This is a genomic window from Sphingobacterium wenxiniae (assembly GCF_900116225.1).
GTDB classification, from domain to species: domain Bacteria; phylum Bacteroidota; class Bacteroidia; order Sphingobacteriales; family Sphingobacteriaceae; genus Sphingobacterium; species Sphingobacterium wenxiniae.
Genome location: NZ_FOZZ01000002.1, coordinates 123,310 through 141,291 on the forward strand (window position 1 = coordinate 123,310; position 17,982 = coordinate 141,291).

The 17,982-nt window shown below is 40.8% G+C and carries 13 protein-coding genes and 1 tRNA gene; 5 read left to right on the forward strand and 9 right to left on the reverse strand.

Going from position 1 to position 17,982, the window contains the following annotated elements; translation table 11 throughout:
- Positions 1 to 39 precede the first annotated feature (39 nt).
- Positions 40 to 2,628 (reverse strand): DUF5686 and carboxypeptidase-like regulatory domain-containing protein, encoded by a 2,589-nt coding sequence (locus tag BM375_RS02885; RefSeq protein WP_093363677.1) that lies wholly within the window; start codon positions 2,626 to 2,628, stop codon positions 40 to 42.
- Between the two features lie 157 nt (positions 2,629 to 2,785).
- Positions 2,786 to 4,468, reverse strand: coding sequence for an RluA family pseudouridine synthase (locus tag BM375_RS02890; protein WP_093363678.1), 1,683 nt, complete (start codon positions 4,466 to 4,468; stop codon positions 2,786 to 2,788).
- 193 nt (positions 4,469 to 4,661) lie between these two features.
- Between BM375_RS02890 and BM375_RS02895 the strand changes: the two genes are divergently transcribed.
- Positions 4,662 to 5,132, forward strand: a complete 471-nt coding sequence (locus BM375_RS02895) for a Dps family protein (protein ID WP_093363679.1) — start codon at positions 4,662 to 4,664, stop codon at positions 5,130 to 5,132.
- 86 nt (positions 5,133 to 5,218) lie between these two features.
- The gene (locus tag BM375_RS02900) at positions 5,219 to 5,641 is read left to right on the forward strand and encodes a DoxX family protein (RefSeq protein WP_093363680.1); all 423 of its coding nucleotides are present in this window, start codon (positions 5,219 to 5,221) and stop codon (positions 5,639 to 5,641) included.
- Positions 5,642 to 5,681: 40 nt separating this feature from the next.
- Here BM375_RS02900 and BM375_RS02905 read toward each other — a convergent pair whose 3' ends face one another.
- Together BM375_RS02905 and BM375_RS02910 are read right to left on the reverse strand one after the other, a co-directional pair.
- Positions 5,682 to 7,229, reverse strand: a complete 1,548-nt coding sequence (locus BM375_RS02905; protein WP_093363681.1) for a SusD/RagB family nutrient-binding outer membrane lipoprotein — start codon at positions 7,227 to 7,229, stop codon at positions 5,682 to 5,684.
- A 9-nt stretch (positions 7,230 to 7,238) separates the two neighbouring features.
- The gene (locus BM375_RS02910; RefSeq protein WP_093363682.1) at positions 7,239 to 10,412 is read right to left on the reverse strand and encodes a SusC/RagA family TonB-linked outer membrane protein; all 3,174 of its coding nucleotides are present in this window, start codon (positions 10,410 to 10,412) and stop codon (positions 7,239 to 7,241) included.
- Positions 10,413 to 10,719: 307 nt separating this feature from the next.
- On the opposite strand from BM375_RS02910, the gene fabV reads away from it, so the two are divergent.
- Positions 10,720 to 11,919 (forward strand): enoyl-ACP reductase FabV, encoded by a 1,200-nt coding sequence (fabV, locus tag BM375_RS02915; protein WP_093363683.1) that lies wholly within the window; start codon positions 10,720 to 10,722, stop codon positions 11,917 to 11,919.
- Positions 11,920 to 12,024: 105 nt separating this feature from the next.
- On the forward strand, positions 12,025 to 13,686 hold the full coding sequence (locus BM375_RS02920) for a PNGase F N-terminal domain-containing protein (protein ID WP_093363684.1): 1,662 nt from the start codon (positions 12,025 to 12,027) through the stop codon (positions 13,684 to 13,686).
- 59 nt (positions 13,687 to 13,745) lie between these two features.
- Here BM375_RS02920 and BM375_RS02925 read toward each other — a convergent pair whose 3' ends face one another.
- The 4 genes from BM375_RS02925 to BM375_RS02940 all read right to left on the reverse strand — a co-directional run bounded on the left by BM375_RS02925 (position 13,746) and on the right by BM375_RS02940 (position 15,746).
- A complete protein-coding gene (locus tag BM375_RS02925; RefSeq protein WP_093363685.1) occupies positions 13,746 to 14,042 on the reverse strand; it encodes an HU family DNA-binding protein in 297 nt (98 codons plus the stop codon).
- A gap of 219 nt (positions 14,043 to 14,261) precedes the next feature.
- Complete coding sequence (locus BM375_RS02930; RefSeq protein ID WP_093363686.1) at positions 14,262 to 15,248, reverse strand: aldo/keto reductase; 987 nt, start codon at positions 15,246 to 15,248, stop codon at positions 14,262 to 14,264.
- A 112-nt stretch (positions 15,249 to 15,360) separates the two neighbouring features.
- A tRNA-Ala gene (locus tag BM375_RS02935) sits at positions 15,361 to 15,434 on the reverse strand.
- 6 nt (positions 15,435 to 15,440) lie between these two features.
- Positions 15,441 to 15,746, reverse strand: coding sequence for a hypothetical protein (locus BM375_RS02940; RefSeq protein ID WP_093363687.1), 306 nt, complete (start codon positions 15,744 to 15,746; stop codon positions 15,441 to 15,443).
- A 242-nt stretch (positions 15,747 to 15,988) separates the two neighbouring features.
- Between BM375_RS02940 and BM375_RS02945 the strand changes: the two genes are divergently transcribed.
- The gene (locus tag BM375_RS02945) at positions 15,989 to 17,398 is read left to right on the forward strand and encodes an alkaline phosphatase (protein ID WP_093363688.1); all 1,410 of its coding nucleotides are present in this window, start codon (positions 15,989 to 15,991) and stop codon (positions 17,396 to 17,398) included.
- A gap of 192 nt (positions 17,399 to 17,590) precedes the next feature.
- Here the strand turns inward: BM375_RS02945 and BM375_RS02950 are convergent, their stop codons facing one another.
- Positions 17,591 to 17,977 (reverse strand): single-stranded DNA-binding protein, encoded by a 387-nt coding sequence (locus BM375_RS02950; protein WP_093363689.1) that lies wholly within the window; start codon positions 17,975 to 17,977, stop codon positions 17,591 to 17,593.
- Positions 17,978 to 17,982: the final 5 nt, after the last annotated feature.

The window sequence follows — 17,982 nt, forward strand, 5'->3', positions numbered from 1 at the left end:
CCTTACGGAACAGAGCTTTTGCTGTTGTTTAGTGATATTTTAAAAATCAAATTTTACACGGACACGAACACCATGTTTAGGGACATCCGGCTGATCGAGATAGTTTAACCGTCGGACATAATCCACGCGGATAAACTTAAATATGTTTGTCAATCCTACGCTGGCCTCCACATAAGGCTTACTGCCTAAGCCATAGGTAATAGCTTCCTGATCTTCATTTTTCTGAAACTGGAAGACATCATCTGTAAACGCCGGGTTATTGGCATCGCGCAGACCACCATAAATCGCTTTTGCGCTGAACACTTCACGCCATTTTAGCTTCTTGATCAAAGGTACTTTGTTGAGAATGAACCCATTCATGTAATATTGCACATTCGCAGATACCGAGTGGTCACTCACGAATTCCAAAAAGTTCATCAAGTTGTATGAGCGTAGCTGATAAGCATAGGTCTGGTTTGCCCGGTGTATATTCAAGAAAGGAAAAGGAATATTGTCACCCAGGATATAATTACCTTCTACATTGACATCTGCATAGCCAAGCTGCGAGAAATAAAACCGTTTATCTACCCCTAAAGTAAAGTTGTGGTAATTATATTCACCTTGCAACACATTTTTCAGTCCTGCCACATAGTTCAGATAGAAAATAGGGTACTTGTTGTAAATAGGCGTACGGTACAGTTTCCCCTGATAAAATTCCTCATGCGGAGCGTAACGCAAACTCAAGGATAATTCTGTCGTGTTCAGATCATCGAACAATTGACTATTGCCTTGGTTGTCAATTTTCTGATAGGTCAAAATTCCGGCTGGGCTTTGTCGCCATTTGGAGAATCCCAGTGTGTAGGAAAAGTTATTTTCAAATTCCCGCTTATATTCCAAACGGTAAATATCGTTGTAGAGGTAACGCTCGTTTTCTCCTCGTTTAAAAGAAAGTAAGAAGTTGTCTTCTTGTACGAACTCCAGGTTTTGCCCCGGAATTTTGGTGTCGCGCATAAAAGAAGCACGCAGGTAATGCTGTGGGAAAGTATATACTGATTTGTTGTTTAAAGAGTAGGTTCCACTGAGGAAATACTTCCATTTTTCATCTTTGAAACCATAGGCCGTATAGCCCTCTGCATAGAACCTTTTGCTTAACCTATCGGTCGTACGTCCCCCTACACGTAACCGAAAACCTTCCACAGGATTGAAGCTGTAGAAAGTATTGACAGGGCCGATTTCCAAAGGACCAGCCTGCTTGTATCCTGAAAGTATCAACGCGCTGATGTCCATAAAGCGTTGGAAAGAAGGAATTAGCTGCAGGGTATCTATATTGTGGTAAATATTCTGTTCGTTTTTACGCAAAGGAATTGGGCGGTTTTGCACAAAATATTCCTCCAGATCTTGTTTTGTTTCTTCTTTTTTGACATAGACCATTGCAGGTCCGGCATAAATGCTGTCTGGTTGAACAATATCTGTTTTAAAGTCGTTAAACGTAACTGTCCGATTTCCCCGTATCCCAGTACCTTTGTCGGTCAGGGAGAAGTCCAGTCCTAAGGAGCTGGTTTCCAGGTAATATTTTCCATTTGGATCGGTGCTGAAATCTAATTTTACATCCAAATCCCGTACAAAGTTCAGGTTAATGTCGTCCGAAACCGCCAGTTCGGCTTTTTTAACAGCGTATTTGCCATCCAAAGTGATATAAAGTTTGCCCTGGAACAACATATCGGCTTTATTGCGTGGGAAAAAACTTAATTCCACGAGATATGGACTTTCTGTTTTTACAGTATCTGTGATATAAAAGCGATAGAAAGTCGGAGAAGAGGAAGCAATAGGGCTGAGGAACTGATTGGTCACCAATTCGATATTGCTCTCATAGATGTCGATATCTTGATATAACTTGTTAAAATAAGCCGATAAACCGTCATTATCAACGAACTTTGGATCAAATTGCGCTTTCTGTTCAGCTAACACCAATTGTTTGGTTTTGCTCGGTTTTTTGCGGGAATAAACTTGGGATAAGCGCTCCTCGATATAGGCGGGCAGTGTATAACTGCTACTTTGGCTACCTTCTTCTGCATCCTCTTTTTCAAATAGAAATTGATAGTTTTTGAAAACTTTTCTATTCTTGAATTTTTCTGAAAGGTTGCTTAGTCCCAAGGAAACTTTCTCATATTGTTGATATTCTGTATAGTCGTAAGCACTGAGACGGTTTTCGTCTTTATGCGCTATAACTTTGCGTATCAATTCTACAGCTGGATTATTTTTGTTGGAATACTTTGTTCTTCTTGGTGCTTTGATAACAACAGCTTCGATCGTATTCTCCTCAGGAACTAAATAGATGTTCACCTCCTGAAAAGCTTCTTGGGTAACGGACAATTCCTGGGTTTCGTAACTTAAATAAGATATTCTGATTTTGGAGTAATTGCGTGGGATTTCCATCGCATAGTTTCCATTTTCGTCTGTGGAAGTTACCTTATTAGCACCAATAGCAGCCACAGTGGCATAGCCAATAGGTTCTTTGGTAGTGATATCCATGACCTTTCCTTTCAGATGGATGTTCTGAGCCGAGGCGATGGAGGAGATAAAGAATAATAAAATGCTTAAACTTATATAGAGTTGTTGGCCAAAATTCGTTGTAAAGGTATATCTCATATCATTCAAACTATCTTTTTGACTATTGTTCTTTTTTAGTCAATTATTTTAAAAACGAACAAATGTAAGTATAGTTTGGATGATAAAGAATACCTAAAATAGCAGAAAGTCAGATTGTGACTTTTCGCTGATTTTTCTGATGTTGAGGTTGTGAAGATTAAAAAGGATCGGCCACGGTAAATGTTACCTTTTCTTTGGAAGAGGGGTGGATAAAGGTAATCTTTCCGGCATGAAGATGCAGTCTATTGGCCCGTTGTCCATAGAGATCATCTCCTACGATTGGATAGTTTAATCCCAGATGATGGGCTGCATGCATGCGTAATTGGTGTGTGCGTCCAGTCAACGGGAAAAAATGAATTTTTGTTTGTCCCTGCTTTCTCTCGACGACTTTGAACCTTGTCTGAGCAGGCTTGCCATATTGGTAACAAACCATTTGGCGAGGTCTGTCGTCAAGGTCTACACGCAACGGAAAGTCTATCAAGCCTTCTTCTGTTTCCACCAAACCGTCTAAAAGCGCAGTGTATCGCTTCTCTACAGTGTGGCGGATGAACTGATCCTGGATAAACTTGTGGGCATCTTTGTTTTTGGCTAAAACCAAAATGCCAGAGGTAGACATATCCAGTCTATGGATAATGACCGGTCCTGTGATTTCCGGACGCATGGTACAAATACGTGTATAGACTGAGTCCTTCACATGGATGCCGGGGACGGAAAGGAACTCTTCAGGTTTGTTGACAACAATAATGTCTTCATCTTCAAAAAGAATATCAAAACTTCGTCCTTTCGCAGGATTCTCTAGTAAGGGGTTGGTTTCTACGGAAAGCCCTTTTAGCATGTGAGTGAGGATTGGTTCACATTTACTTTTGCAGGAAGGGTAGAAGAGCTTGTGTTTTCTGACTTCGGAATTAGGGGATACGCCCCACCAGAACTCGGCTAATGCGATAGGTTGGAGTTGATGCTCATAGGCATACTGTAGCAGTTTTGGTGCGGCACATTCGCCTGCGCCAGCAGGAGGCAACATTTGTGAACTCTCTTCAAAAATATCGAGTACGGAACGTCTTTCTCCTTTTGCATTCAGAAATTGATATCGTTCGAAAAGTTGTTGTTGTAAAGTAGAAGATTTCTGCTTCCGAAGGCGTTTTAACTCCTCAATCTTTTCTTTTTCCTGATCTATAGCCTTTTGGAAAGTCTGTAATTGATTTTTCCAATGGTCTTTTAGTACCGCATATTCATGTTGGTCGCGATAGCTTTGCTTGATGAGGTCTTGTTCTAACGCAGTATATTCGATAGGATTCAGCTGTGATTTGGCCCTTTCCCGAATGGATTTGCGCCCCGCTTTTGCTACTTTCATGGCATCTCGTTTAGCTTTTAGCTCAGCGTCTGAGATTTCCTGTTGCTGCTGTGCTTGTTTCTGCAATGTTGGAATGTGTTCTTGTAGCTGCAACTGTTTGATTTGACGGTTCAGTGCATTGATCGTTTCTTCTTCTTTGAGGAAAAAACTGTCTTTAGTCAGCATATCAAAGATCGGGGGCACGAAATAACGATGTTGGTTGGAATTTGCCAATTTGCCGGATGTCGCTGCCAGATAACCCAATTTGCCTTCAGTATTTTCAACGACCAGTACGCCGAACATCTTACCGATAGGCTGTCCTTCCATGGGGTGCAAACCAAAATTATGGACAAAATCTGTTTGAGCTTCCAAATACTGTTGCAGCTCTTCTGCAGCTAAAATACTTAACGCATGCGGTGTATAGGAAAAAGGAAAGGTGAATTTTTCGGGCTTGGCGATATGGGAAATATCTTGATTGAAATCATGAAAAAAAATAGGGCTTCCGCTCATCCTGTCGCTGTTGTTAAATGTCTACGCAAAAATAGGAAGGTTTTTTGAATTATATGACAGTAAAAGGAGGATGTTATGACAGCTATAGCGAGATGTTTTTCGTATCTTGTATACGTAGTAATTTTAAGAAAAAAGCAAACAAGCTGCCTTGAAAATTGTTATGGAATTAATCGTTTAACAAAAAATAATTTTTATGAAAACAAATATTGGATTAAAAGAAAAAGATACCGCTGCAGTAGCTGTAATTTTGAATAAATTGCTAGCAGATGAAAGTGTGCTTTACCAAAAAGTAAGAAATGCACATTGGAATGTTGAAGGCCCTGGTTTCCACGAATTGCACCTGTTTTTTGAGACTATCTATAATGAACTAGCCATTGTGGTGGATGATGTGGCTGAGCGTGTACGTACTATTGGGCATTATGCGGCAGGTACATTAAAAGAATATTTAGAATTGACACAATTGACCGAAGCGAAGAAAGGTAAGAATGATGGAAATTCGTACATCAGTGAGTTACTAAATGATTTTGAAAGTTTGATTATTTCTATCCGTGGCGATATTGATGTCGTTGAAGAACATGGTGATAAAGGTACTTCAGATTTTCTGAGCGGTGTTGTTGAGCAGCATGAAAAAACAGCCTGGATGCTACGTGCACATTTGAGATAGTAGTGTAAGCACGTAAATATTAGAAAAGCGAAAGAAGAACTCTTTCGCTTTTTTGTTATTTTTGAAACAAATAACTAACAAATAATATGATAAAAAGATTTTTTCTTTCGGTGAATAAAGGTACTTCAACTTCCAACTTAACAGCATTAGTCTTACGCTTGGGTTTTGGGATATTGATGATACCTAAACACGGTTATGCCAAATTAGTAGGATTTAATGAGCTAAAAGGTCAATTTGTAGACTTTATGGGATTGGGAAGCACGCTATCCTTAGGGTTGGCTGTATTTGCCGAGTTCTTCTGTTCTATTCTATTGGTACTTGGGCTATTTACACGATTTGCAGCATTATCCTTACTGATAACGAGTTTGGTTATTCTTTCCGTGCACGATTGGCAGATTTTTGGGAAGTATGAGTTAGGTACAGCTTTTTTTATAGGTTACTTAGCTATTCTTATACAAGGCCCAGGAAAATACAGCTTGGATTACCTTATCTTTAAGAAAGGACGTTAATAATAAGAGCGGACAACTAATTAGCTGTCCGCTCTTTATTCTACTTGTTCCACCAGATTTTGGTATTGATAATATCATCACCTTGTTCGGACAAAGCTTGTTGATAATTACTTCTATTGGTGCTTTGTTCTTTTAGCGGATAAGTCAATCGACTTGGAACAGCATTTCCTACTTCCGGTTCAAAATAATAAGTTTTTGGTGTGCCGCCTACTGTTCCGCTCCACAGTAAATCACCTTTTTTCACGATAAAATTCGGATAACCGGTTCTTCTCAGTTCTGACCATCCCTCGATACCTTGTCCATACAGGGCGAAGTATTTCTGCGTCAATACTGTTTCTTGGTTCGCCGAAGGAAGGCTGTTGATATAATCCTGAAAAGCAGCGGCGGTTATGCCCCATTTTTCCAAGGATGCCTTAACTCCTTTTTCATAATGGCTTTGATCCCAATTTTTGTATTCGGCAATCAAAAATTCCACTTCGGCATATTCCTGTAATACCTCTGCATAATCTGCTGCATTCAAAATCGAACCCGGTAACGAAATTCTATTGTAAGGAAAGATATTGCCTGCTTCCAGTGGAAGGCCGTAAGGCTGTCCTACGTAGTCGCCAGCTTCATTCGGGTTTGCGTATTTTTCTAAACGAGGGTCAGCATGGGTGAAAGGTCCGCGACGACCGCTCAAAGCCTCCACAATAACATTGGACACGGCGAAATCCTTTCTGTTAGCGATGACCGTGGCACGGAATAAAGGTGCTTCATTTGGCGAGTTAGTAGAGTATTTAAAAACAGCATTATCACTGTTTGTTGTGAACACACCTTGTGCTAAAGCATCTTCGATATGCTGTTTTGCCACAGCTGGTTCTTTTGCGAGGATACGATTTGCTAAGCGTAGGCGTAAGCTGTTCGCGAATTTGTACCATTTGCTGTTATCTCCTTTATAGATGATGTCTGAGGCCCCAAAAGTACGTTGCGTTTGATATTTGTATAAGGTGTCAGCAGCCTGATCCAGTTCGTTCAGGATGTCGGCGTATATTTTTTGCTGGCTTGCATATTTTGGTGTCAGAATATCCGGTGCTTGTTGCAGTGCTTCAAAATCAGCATCCTTATTGCCGTATGATTCATACGGAATATTGCCGAAAACATCCGTTAAATTATGGAAAACGTAGGATTTTAAAATCCGTGCAATAGCAATCTGATTTGCGTTAGTACCTGCCGTTCCGGCGCTGGCAATCGCCTTGGTGCTTTCGTCACTGTTTAACTTAATGATTTCGTTGAACGTGTTCAACGATAGGTAAGCACTGTTCCAGAAAGAGCCTGCATAATCTACAGGAATCAGATAACGCGATTGGTCGGTGTAGATATTTTGGGCATAATATTGCGCAAATAATTGTGCGCCTCGTAAATGTATGCTTTCACTGCGTATAGCGTTCAACGCTTGTTTTTGACCCGAAACCAACAGACTTGTAGTCGCTACTGTAGTAGGATTGTTGGGGTCGGTATTGATCTCCGTAAAGATTTGGTCAGAACAGGCTGAAAAAGCCGTTATAGAAAGACCAATCAGGGCTATATAGGATTTTTTAAATAATTTCATGAGTACAGATTAAAATTTAACGTTGACATTAAAACCATAAGATACTGGCGTTGGGATATTTCCGCCTTCAATACCTTGTACATTTCCACCGCTACTGGTCACTTCAGGATCTATATACTTGCTCTTTGTATAAATATTCCATAGGTTTCGTCCATAGACAGATACTCCTAGGTTTTTCACAAGAGAGGTGTTTTTAAGCGGAATATTGTAGCCGAAAGTCACTTCGCGCAGCTTGATGAATGTTGCATCAAAGATGCTGAACGTTGTAGGTCCGCTGTATTCATTCCGCGCCCATTGCAAAGCGGAAATGTTTTTGTCGTTCGTTGCTGTATTGGTTACGGTATACGTCCCATCCGAATGGAATTGTACATCGCCGGTAACACCATCCAACACTACGCCTGTCTCGCGTATATTGTTTGCAGCAGTTTTGTCCAAAATACCGGCATACATTGCCACTTTATAGGTTTGGGAGAAGAAATTACCACCAAAACGGCTGTCAATCAGGAAGCCCAGGGTGAAATTCTTGTAGCGGAACTGGTTTTGGAAACCAGCTAAAAAATCAGGCAGTACAGAACCCAAAGGCACCAATTGTGAAGTACGCATATACGTGCCGTCGTCTTGCACTACACGTTGTCCATCCGGCGCATAAACGAAATCATAGCCGAGGAATTGTCCATAAGTCTGTCCTTCGCGTGCCACAAGATTAACCAATCCGTCGCTAAGCGTGAGTGTGTTCACAAGATCATCTAGTTTGACAACTGTATTTCTATTTTTAGACCAGTTTACAGTGGTGTTCCATTCGAAATTGTCTTTTCGGACAGGAGTTCCTGTTAACGTAATTTCAATACCTTTGTTGTTTATCTTGCCGGCATTCAGGACTTTGTATTCATAGCCAAAAGCGGTTGAAACAGGAACCGGCAGAATCTGGTTTCGGGAGTTGTTGTTGTAATACGTTACATCTAATCCCAATCGGTTTCTGAAAAACTGCAGGTTGATACCTGTTTCCCACGAACTAGTGATCTCTGGCTTCAATTCTGCATTATTTAAAGTTGTTGGTAGGGCATATGAGGGGTTTCCTTCGAATGCTTGCTGTGCCACATAGGTTTTGTACAATTGATATGGGTCAGTATCATTACCAACCTGCGCCCAGCCCAATCTTACTTTACCGAAAGATAACCAATCGATTTGGCGGAAAGCATCCAACTGACTGAATACAAAGCTTCCTGTTACAGAAGGGTAGAGGAAGGAATTGTTGTTGACAGGAAGGGTCGATGACCAGTCGTTGCGTATTGTACCGTCAACGAAGAGAATGTCGTTATATCCCAATGAAGCACTGGCGTATAAGGATGATACACGCTTATGGTAGGTGTAATTGTTGATTAATACATTGGATGCATTTTTCAGATTGTAGTAGTTCGGTAAGATTAGTCCTCCTTGCGTAATAGCATAGTCTGAACGACGTTGCTGGTCGCGAAGGTTGGCGCCGACATTTGCAACCAACGATAGATTGTCCCAATTCTTTTTCGCAGTGGCCAAAAACTCATAATTGTATTCATTCAGCTTAAGGCTTGTTTCTTCATACTGTGATGCTGAGCGAGAATATACAGCGATGCGGTCTTGCGTATCGTATGCATAAATATCGCCATGGGCTTTCGCTGTTAAGGATAACCAGTCAGTCGCATCATAGGTCAGCCCAAAGTTACCGTAAAAACGATCTCTGTTTTCTTCGACATAGCTCTCGTAGGCTGCCCAATATGGATTATCGATAAATCGGGTAGCCTCTCCAGCGGCGGTATTTTGGTGGCTTGTCCTGTTCCAGGAGATTTGCGTGCCGTCCGCACGTTTATAATTTTTAAGCTTTTCGAAATCCACCTGCACACCTCCCCATTGGAAAGCATTTAGGATGATGCCTCGGTTGGTCGCCCCAACCCAAGGTTTACCCACACTTGAATTTTTTATGTAATTGACATTTGCACTCACTTGTATCTTGCCCAATCGGGTAGAACCAGATAAATTCAAGGTATTTCGATTCAATGAGGAATTTGGCGTTGTTCCACCAACATTCTTGTTGGTATAGGAAAGCCTGTAGTTGGTATTTCCACTTGAGCTACTGATGGAAAAATTGTTGGTATTTGCCAGACCTGTATTGAAAAAGTGTTTTACATCGTGTTTAGGATATACCCACGGTGTCAATTTAAGATAGTTTTCTTCATCTTCCGGATCTAAGCTGTACCATTGCAACACAGGTGTTCCGTCTAATTTTGGTCCCCAGCTTTCGTCGGAGGCATAATCTACAATCTTGTATTCCGTACCATTGATAGTCGCGGTCTGGAAGATCGTAGAATACCCTTGACCATACAATTGCTGGCGCTTTGGAAGGCGAACCACATTTTCGAAGTCCAAACCTGTATTTAGGGAAATATCGATATGTTCGCCTTTTGCACCCTTTTTCGTGGTGATCAGGATCACGCCATTCGCTGCACGAGAGCCATATAGAGCGGCTGCAGAAGGTCCTTTCAATACGGAAATGTTTTCAATGTCATCCGGGTTTAAATCCTGGATCATACTACCCAAATCTTTACCCGCACTGCCGTTTACTGTCGCAGAACTGTTTGGGTCCGTATTATCTATTGGTGTGCCGTCGATAACATATAAAGGCTGGTTGTTTCCAGAAATCGAGTTGATACCTCGCAGTAGTATCCGACTGGAACCGCCCATATTTCCTCCTGAAGAGACCACTTGAAGACCTGCAACTTTACCGGATATGGCACTCAGCGCATTGGTTGGTCGGGTTTGCAGTTCACTCGATTTAATGTCCTGAACAGCATAACCAAGCGCTTTCTTTTCTCTCGATATGCCTAATGCTGTAACGACTACTTCGCCAATTTCCTGATCGGTGGATTGTAAGATAACGGACAATGGAGATGCCGAATTTACCGTCAATGTCTGTCTTTGATAGCCCAACAGGGTAAAAGTCAGGTTGGCTGGAAGCGTTGCTATTTGGATGCTGAAGTATCCCTGTGCATCAGATTGTGTGGTTGTGCCTGTAGCTGTAACAGTAGCCCCGGCTAATGGATTTTGCGCGTTATCTGTGACCTGTCCTTGGATTTGGACTTGGCTATAGGCCAGTTGACAGGTCAAAAATAAGGCAATAAGAAGTATGTAATGAATTTTCCTATTCATAAGTTCATCTGTGTTAATACAATAAATAAAAGTTGTTAATTCCTAAAGAAAGGGGTTATTGGAGAATAAGTCTACTTACTCTCCTAAGCGCATTCGTTGATTGTGGTTTGGTATCTTCACTATGTTCAATCCTTTTGATTTGTTTGCGGTGCAAATATATAAAATCTATTAAATAGGTAGATTAAATATTTTTATTTTTTTGTTTCAAGTGTACTGTTGTAGAAGTTTATCACGGAAATTTCATATTATTCTATTAAATTTACTTAATTTGCATCTTGAAAAATTAGGAACAGCATAAAATAAGAATATGATTATACAACCACGTGTAAGAGGATTTATTTGTCTGACGTCGCACCCAGAAGGTACGGCAGCGCATGTAAAGCAACAGATAGACTATGTAAAATCTAAGGGCAAAATCGAGAATGGCCCGAAAAAAGTTTTGGTAATCGGAGCTTCTACAGGTTTCGGCTTAGCTTCGCGGATTACCGCTGCATTCGGTTCGGATGCTGCTACTATCGGTGTTTTCTTTGAAAAACCTGCAGTAGAAGGTAAGCCTGGTACAGCCGGATGGTATAATTCGGCGGCTTTTGAGAAAGAAGCGCAAGCGGCAGGTTTATATGCGAAGAGCATTAACGGCGATGCTTTTTCGGATGAAGTGAAGCAGCAGACCATCGATTTGATTAAACAAGATCTAGGACAGGTGGATTTAGTGGTTTATTCTTTAGCCTCTCCACGTCGTACACATCCGAAAACAGGTGTGGCACATGCATCGGTGTTGAAACCGATCGACCAACCTTTTACGGATAAAACGGTTGATTTCCACTCAGGTGTGGTATCTGATATTTCTATCCAACCAGTTGAGAATCCTTCAGATATTGAAAATACAGTTGCCGTTATGGGTGGCGAAGACTGGAAGTTCTGGATAGAGGAATTAAAAGCCGCAGGTGTTTTGGCTGAAGGGGTGAAGACGGTAGCCTATTCGTACATCGGTCCTGAATTGACCTATCCTATTTATAGAAACGGAACTATTGGTCGTGCAAAAGATGATTTAGAAGGTACTGTTTCTGTTCTGAACGACTTGTTAAAAGACCTGAATGGTATTAGTTATGTGTCTGTAAATAAAGCTTTGGTTACGCAATCCAGCTCAGCTATTCCTGTTGTGCCTTTGTATATTTCCTTGCTTTATAAAGTGATGAAGGAAAAGGGTATTCACGAAGGTACAATCGAACAAATGCAACGTCTTTTTGCCGATAGATTGTATTCCGGCAAAGCTGTAGAGTTGGATGAAAAAGGCAGAATCCGTGTAGACGATTGGGAAATGCGCGAAGATGTACAGGCTGAGGTTGCGGCACTTTGGGAACAAATCAGCACGGAAAACTTAGAGGAAATTTCAGATATTGCAGGATATAGAAATGACTTCTTCAACCTTTTCGGTTTCAACTTTGATTCCGTAGACTACGATGCAGACACCAACGAAGTGGTGGATGTGCCGAGTATTAAAGGGTAATCTGGACGGATTCCATAACTATTATAATAAATTTAGGTGTCTAAAGATTTGCTCCAAGCAATTTTTAGACACTTTTTTTCTTTTTTGCAGTTAATTTAAAAGTATATGAAGTATTTATTTTCTCTCCTGCTGACAACAATATTCTGCCTGCAATCCTGGGCACAAAATACCTATAGAATAACCTATCAACGGAGCTATAATGACCAGGTTAGTCCTAATCAAGATCCATTACTGGTTTACACGAATCCGGAGCAAACGGTCATAAGCAGTGAAAAGATTGTACAATCGGAGGCGAAATACCCTTATGAGACTTTTTATGTGGAGCGAAGAGGTAATCTCTATCATCGTTTGACTTCTTTTTCAGCGACCAAAGAACTGGCTACGGTTGATGCTACAATTTTGGATAGGAATACCTATACCTTTTCAGATGAGACAAAGGTTATCTTGGGGCATACCTGTAAAAAAGCAACAACATCGGTTAATTCCAATACCATTGAACTCTGGTATACCGATGAATTGGGTGTAAAAGGCGCACCAACTGAACTTGGGCAGAATTTAGGTTTGGTATTAGAGTATGTGCGTAATGGAAATACCAAGATTACGGCCAATAAGATAGAGCCGATAGACCATATCCCGACACATGTAGCCTTACGCTCCTTTGAGAAAACGGTAGATGCGGTGGCTTACCAGGATGCTGTTTGGAAAAGTCGCTTTATCCATATTCCGGTTTTTCAGGATGAGCAGATTAATTTCGTAGAGACACCAAAACAAGACAGTGTTCTACGTTTTGCTCATGGCACGGTGATTTTGAAAAAAGTAAAAATTCCAGTACTCAATAAGGGAAGCCAGGCATTTATACAGCTGATTGAAAAATCCAACGGTGATGCCTACGACAGAACAGGTTCTATATTTATGATTGCAGATGATCAGCCGCAGACATTTTTGGATGGTATGAAAAATGGCATGAATACCCTGCCTATGTACACTAATGGTGATGGCGATGAGTATCCGGGCATGGTTCGTACCGATAGCTTTTCACCTGTATATGAACTGATGCGTTTCTTTACACCGTTTGGCGTATCGCATTTCAATGAAAGAGCCAACCTGATGGGAAAAACATGGCAAGATTCCGTAATCTATCGTCAGGATGTTTCTGAATTCCTGTCGGTAATGTCTGGCAAGGAAGTGTATATAGGGACGTATATCGGTAATTATGATGGCGGTGGACATAAAGTAAGCGTCGAGCTGACGATACACCCGGGATATTCCAAAATGGGCTTTCAGAAGGTAATGTCCATCTTTAACAGTACCAATGTGATGGAGATGGGAGGGCAGACGTATGCTCGTTTTTTCAGTCAGGAGAAGGGCTTGGAAGTGACCTTTGAGTTACCAGAAGACGCCAAAGATGTTCAATTGCGTTACATCACTACCGGACATGGAGGATGGGGCAATGGCGATGAGTTCGTGCCAAAAGAGAACAGTATATTCTTAAATGGAGAATTGGCATTCAAATTTACACCATGGCGGACGGATTGCGGTTCGTACAGATTGTACAATCCTGTGTCCGGCAATTTCCAGAATGGCCTCTCTTCATCGGATTTAAGTCGTTCCAACTGGTGTCCGGCTACAATAACGAATCCCAACTACATTAGTCTGGGAGATTTGAAAGCAGGTAAGCATACTATCCGTGTGCATATTCCACAGGGAGAGCCTGAAGGTTCGAGTTTTAGCTTCTGGAATGTGTCGGGAGCGTTGATTTATAATTGATCACAAACGAGAAAAGGAGTCGCGAACGACTCCTTTTCTTTTTGTCCGAAAGGACAATTTTATTTTTTCTTACCTTTTTTAGGCGCTTCTACAGCTTCTTTCAAAGCTTTTCCTGCTGTAAACTTAGGAAGTTTTTTAGCAGCGATTTTGATAGTAGCACCAGTTTGCGGGTTTCTACCGTTGCGGGCTGCGCGCTCAGAAATTCCGAAAGTACCGAAACCGATTAACGTTACATTTTCTCCTTTAGCTAAAGAAGAAGAAACTGCTCCTGTAAAACCGTTAACGGCTTTCTCTGCTTGTGACTGCGTAATTCCAGCCTCGCTGGCAATATGCTTAATCAAGTCTGTTTTGTTCATTAGTATTAAATTTAAGATTTATAATATTATTTTACCAATTTTGATGCCAATAAATCAAGGTTTAAAAAGAAAGTATCCTTTTGCACGGAAATTTATTGTTAAACTTTTCTTTCTGTGCTATCTACTTGGTTTATCCTTATTTACGAATCTAATATAGGGATATATATTTTAAAAGGCAAAAGATATTTTTTAAGTGATGAGTGGTACTTTACCACTTCATTAGATAAAACTATTAACCAGCTTATTAATTGTTTCGATTTCTTGGGCTGTTAATTGCACGTCGATACTTTTAGCATTTTGAATAGCCTGCTCTGCATTTCTGGCACCGGCTAAAGCTATAGTAATGCCTGCACGCTCAATGGTCCAACGTAGAACCAGTTGACCAAGGGATACCCCTTTGCTCTCGGCTATTGGTTTGATTTTATCTAAAAGAGCATTGGTCTTTTCAATAAAATCTGGTTGGAAGTGTGGTAAAGAAGCACGGTGATCACCATCTTGAAAGGTGTATCCACGATGGATTTTTCCTGTGAGTAGCCCGCGTTGGAGCGGACTATAAGCCAGTATAGATTTTTTATGACGGATACAGTAAGGGACGGTTTCCTCTTCAATGCTGCGGTTAACCATGCTAAAAGGTATTTGATTGGACACCAATGGGACGGATTTCTCTGCTTCTGCCATCTGTGTGCTTGAATAGTTGCAGACTCCGGCGTAACGTACTTTTCCTTGTTCTATCAATCTTGAAACAGCTTCAAAACTTTCATCGATAGGAGTAGTAGTATCCGGCCAATGTATTTGATAAAGATCAATATAATCGGTTCCTAAGCGTTTAAGGCTTTGCTCACATTCATATATGACGCTTTCCTTTCCTGCATACCGATAAACATCAATGCCCTGACCATCGTTGTTTTTGCTATGCATAGCGAAATCTCCTTTTGCTAAATCCCAACGCATACCAAACTTAGTCAAAACTTGGACTTTGTCACGAGAAATGCCACGGATAGCTTCGCCAACAATTTCTTCACTGGTACCTTGTCCATAGATAGGAGCGGTATCGATTGACGTTACACCCATATCATAAGATGCTTTTATAGCCTCGACAGCATCTTTACGATCCGTTGAACCCCACATCCAACCGCCAGCAGCCCATGCGCCAAAAGTAATTGCAGATACAGATAAGTCGCTTTCACCTAATTTTTTATATTCCATGTTTTTTGATTTTGTTTTTCAGTTAAAGGTAGTAAAAAGCTGAAAAAAATAGGTGAGTTTTCTGGGGAAGATATAACACAAAAGCCACTTCTTAGAGTGGCTTTATTTGTTGTGGAGAATATCGGAGTCGAACCGATGACCTTTTGGCTGCCAGCCAAACGCTCTAGCCAGCTGAGCTAATCCCCCTTGATGTTACGCAAATATAGGGCTTAGAATGGAATAATCAAGTGAAAAATCAGAAATTATTAGTTCTATTATCTCCTTCTGATCAGCAGCTGTGATACTGTTTTTTAAACCCGCGTTGAAAGACTTCAAAAGAAGTTCCGCAGTTGCAGCTCGCTCGTTGTTGGCGATAAGATTGCTACCTTCATAAAAGTTGACCAAAGAGATCGCAAAAGCTACAAAGCCTTCTAGGGTAAAAGGTTGGGGTTGTCCAATGGCGTGTCGCATATACTTTTCGAAATCCCCGATAATCATTTCCTGTTGTTGTGTCGTCATGCTGGACAAAAATACATTTCATACGGCATATTTTGTGTATTGTCGTTCTGTATTTTATTTTTTGCACAAAGAGTCGTATCTTTTCAATTTGTTAAACTTATAAGAGTTAACATTGGGTTTACATTAGGATTTTAACTTTGTTTCGAAAAATCAATTCAAAATGAAATACTCCTGTTTTCAAACACACAAGTGTCACACATGAGTACTCCATATGATATGTCAAAAAAACAAACAATACACATATGAAAAAAACACTTTTTATTATTTCGCTTTTATTTATCCAGATTCTTGTTTTTGGTCAACAGAAGCCTAAATACGTTTTCTTTATGATTGGCGACGGGATGGGACTGAATCAGATTAACCTAACGGAAGTCTTTTTAGCTGCACAAGAAGATAGAAATACTGTCTTTCCTTTGGTATTCTCTACTTTTCCACATGCTACTTTCGCAACTTCTTATTCACTTTCGCACGGTGTGACGGATTCCGCAGCCGGAGGTACGGCATTGGCAGTTGGATATAAAACCAAAAACGGTGTTATCGGAATGGACAGTGCGGCGACAAAATCCTACAAGAGCATAGCTTATGCCGCGAAAGAAGCTGGTTTGAAAGTAGGTATCACGACTTCGGTCAGTATAGACCACGCTACGCCGGCATCTTTTTATGCCAACCGTGCTAACAGAAATATGTACTATGAGATTGGACAAGACTTAATCAAATCCAACTTTGATTTTTTTGCAGGTTCCAGTTTTCTAAGTCCTGAGAAAAACTACGAAAAGGATGCTGTTCCGTCACTTTTCCCACAGTTTGAAAAGGCTGGTTATCAGCTTGCGTACGGTTTGTCGGCGTATAAATCTTTGGCAAATAAAGGGAATAAGACTATTCTGATGAATACAAAAGATAGTGAGAAAGACGCTTTAAAATTTGCTATCGACCAAGAAACTGGTGATTTGAATTTGGCAGAAATCACGGATGCGGCGATTGAGTCATTGACAAAAGATAATGATAAAGGTTTTTTCTTAATGGTTGAAGGTGGAAAGATTGATTGGGCTTCGCATGCTAATGATGCAACAACGACCATTCGTGAAGTTCTTGATTTTAATGAAGCTGTTAAGCGAGCATACGCATTCTATGAAAAACACCCTGAGGAAACGTTAATCATTGTAACCGCAGATCATGAAACGGGTGGTATTGCTATTGGCAACGGCAGTAGCAGGTTGAATGTAAAATTGTTGGCCGAACAGAAAGTCTCACAGGGAGCGTTATCAAAATTGATTTCTGATTTGCGTACGTCTAAAGATGAAGTTTCTTGGGATGAGGTGAAACAACTTTTGAGTGAGAATACGGGTCTTTTCACGACAGTGACAGTCAACAAATCGGATGAGGAAAATCTTTTTGCTATTTATGAGAAAAGCTTTGTAAAACATGAGGAGGAAACTTCGAAAAGTTTATATGCAACGGACGATAAGTTGGCAACAGAGGTCATCACAGTATTGAACAAAGTTGGTTCGGTTTCTTGGGCTTCGGGTAATCATTCCGCAGCCTATATCCCTGTGTTTGCTATCGGAGCTGGTTCGGATGTTTTCACCCACAAAATGGAAAACACTGATATTCCAAGAAAGGTCGCAGAAGTTGCCGGTTGGTCTTTGGACTAATTGCATAAAGATTGTATATCATAAAAAAAGGGATGTCCGAAAAGGTTGTTAATCATTAAAAAAAACGCGTCATTGCGAGGAAAAATGACGAAGCAATCTGCGTTTTTACCGTCATCAGATTGCTTCGTTCCTCGCAATGACGATGACGGCTGACTTTTCGGACACCCTCTTTTTCTTTTGAGTCTGTTCCTTTTAAAACGGCAGGTCTGCTCTTTCTGTTGTTTTCGTGTTTTGGAATGTTTCTGTGGCTTTATCCAACAGCATAAACTGATTCACACGGATTTCTGTTACCTCACGTTTTATATCGCTTGCATCGATATATTCGCGATAGGCAAGGGAACCTTTCACAGCCAATCGAGAACCTTTCTTTCCAGTTTTTTCTAATTTTTCAGCTAATTTCCCCCACACGATGAGTGTATGCCAATGAGTTGTTTCATTCCAATCTCCCATACTGTTCTTATTGTATTCGTTGGTTGCCATTCGGATACGGCATACTTTTGTACCACGTGCGGTAGTTTTGATTTCTACATCTGCGCCTAAGCGACCAATCAATTGTACGGAATTTACTAAAGTTGTCATAACAT

What these genes read in the sequence shown, in the direction of transcription:
- BM375_RS02910 (WP_093363682.1), bottom strand. Translation starts at nt 10,412, where the DNA reads ATGAATAGGAAAATTCATTACATACTTCTTATTGCCTTATTTTTGACC.
- BM375_RS02895 (WP_093363679.1), top strand. Translation starts at nt 4,662, where the DNA reads ATGAAAACAAATATTGGATTAAAAGAAAAAGATACCGCTGCAGTAGCT.
- BM375_RS02925 (WP_093363685.1), bottom strand. Translation starts at nt 14,042, where the DNA reads ATGAACAAAACAGACTTGATTAAGCATATTGCCAGCGAGGCTGGAATT.
- BM375_RS02885 (WP_093363677.1), bottom strand. Translation starts at nt 2,628, where the DNA reads ATGAGATATACCTTTACAACGAATTTTGGCCAACAACTCTATATAAGT.
- BM375_RS02940 (WP_093363687.1), bottom strand. Translation starts at nt 15,746, where the DNA reads ATGACGACACAACAACAGGAAATGATTATCGGGGATTTCGAAAAGTAT.
- fabV (WP_093363683.1), top strand. Translation starts at nt 10,720, where the DNA reads ATGATTATACAACCACGTGTAAGAGGATTTATTTGTCTGACGTCGCAC.
- BM375_RS02950 (WP_093363689.1), bottom strand. Translation starts at nt 17,977, where the DNA reads ATGACAACTTTAGTAAATTCCGTACAATTGATTGGTCGCTTAGGCGCA.
- BM375_RS02890 (WP_093363678.1), bottom strand. Translation starts at nt 4,468, where the DNA reads ATGAGCGGAAGCCCTATTTTTTTTCATGATTTCAATCAAGATATTTCC.
- BM375_RS02930 (WP_093363686.1), bottom strand. Translation starts at nt 15,248, where the DNA reads ATGGAATATAAAAAATTAGGTGAAAGCGACTTATCTGTATCTGCAATT.
- BM375_RS02900 (WP_093363680.1), top strand. Translation starts at nt 5,219, where the DNA reads ATGATAAAAAGATTTTTTCTTTCGGTGAATAAAGGTACTTCAACTTCC.
- BM375_RS02905 (WP_093363681.1), bottom strand. Translation starts at nt 7,229, where the DNA reads ATGAAATTATTTAAAAAATCCTATATAGCCCTGATTGGTCTTTCTATA.
- BM375_RS02945 (WP_093363688.1), top strand. Translation starts at nt 15,989, where the DNA reads ATGAAAAAAACACTTTTTATTATTTCGCTTTTATTTATCCAGATTCTT.
- BM375_RS02920 (WP_093363684.1), top strand. Translation starts at nt 12,025, where the DNA reads ATGAAGTATTTATTTTCTCTCCTGCTGACAACAATATTCTGCCTGCAA.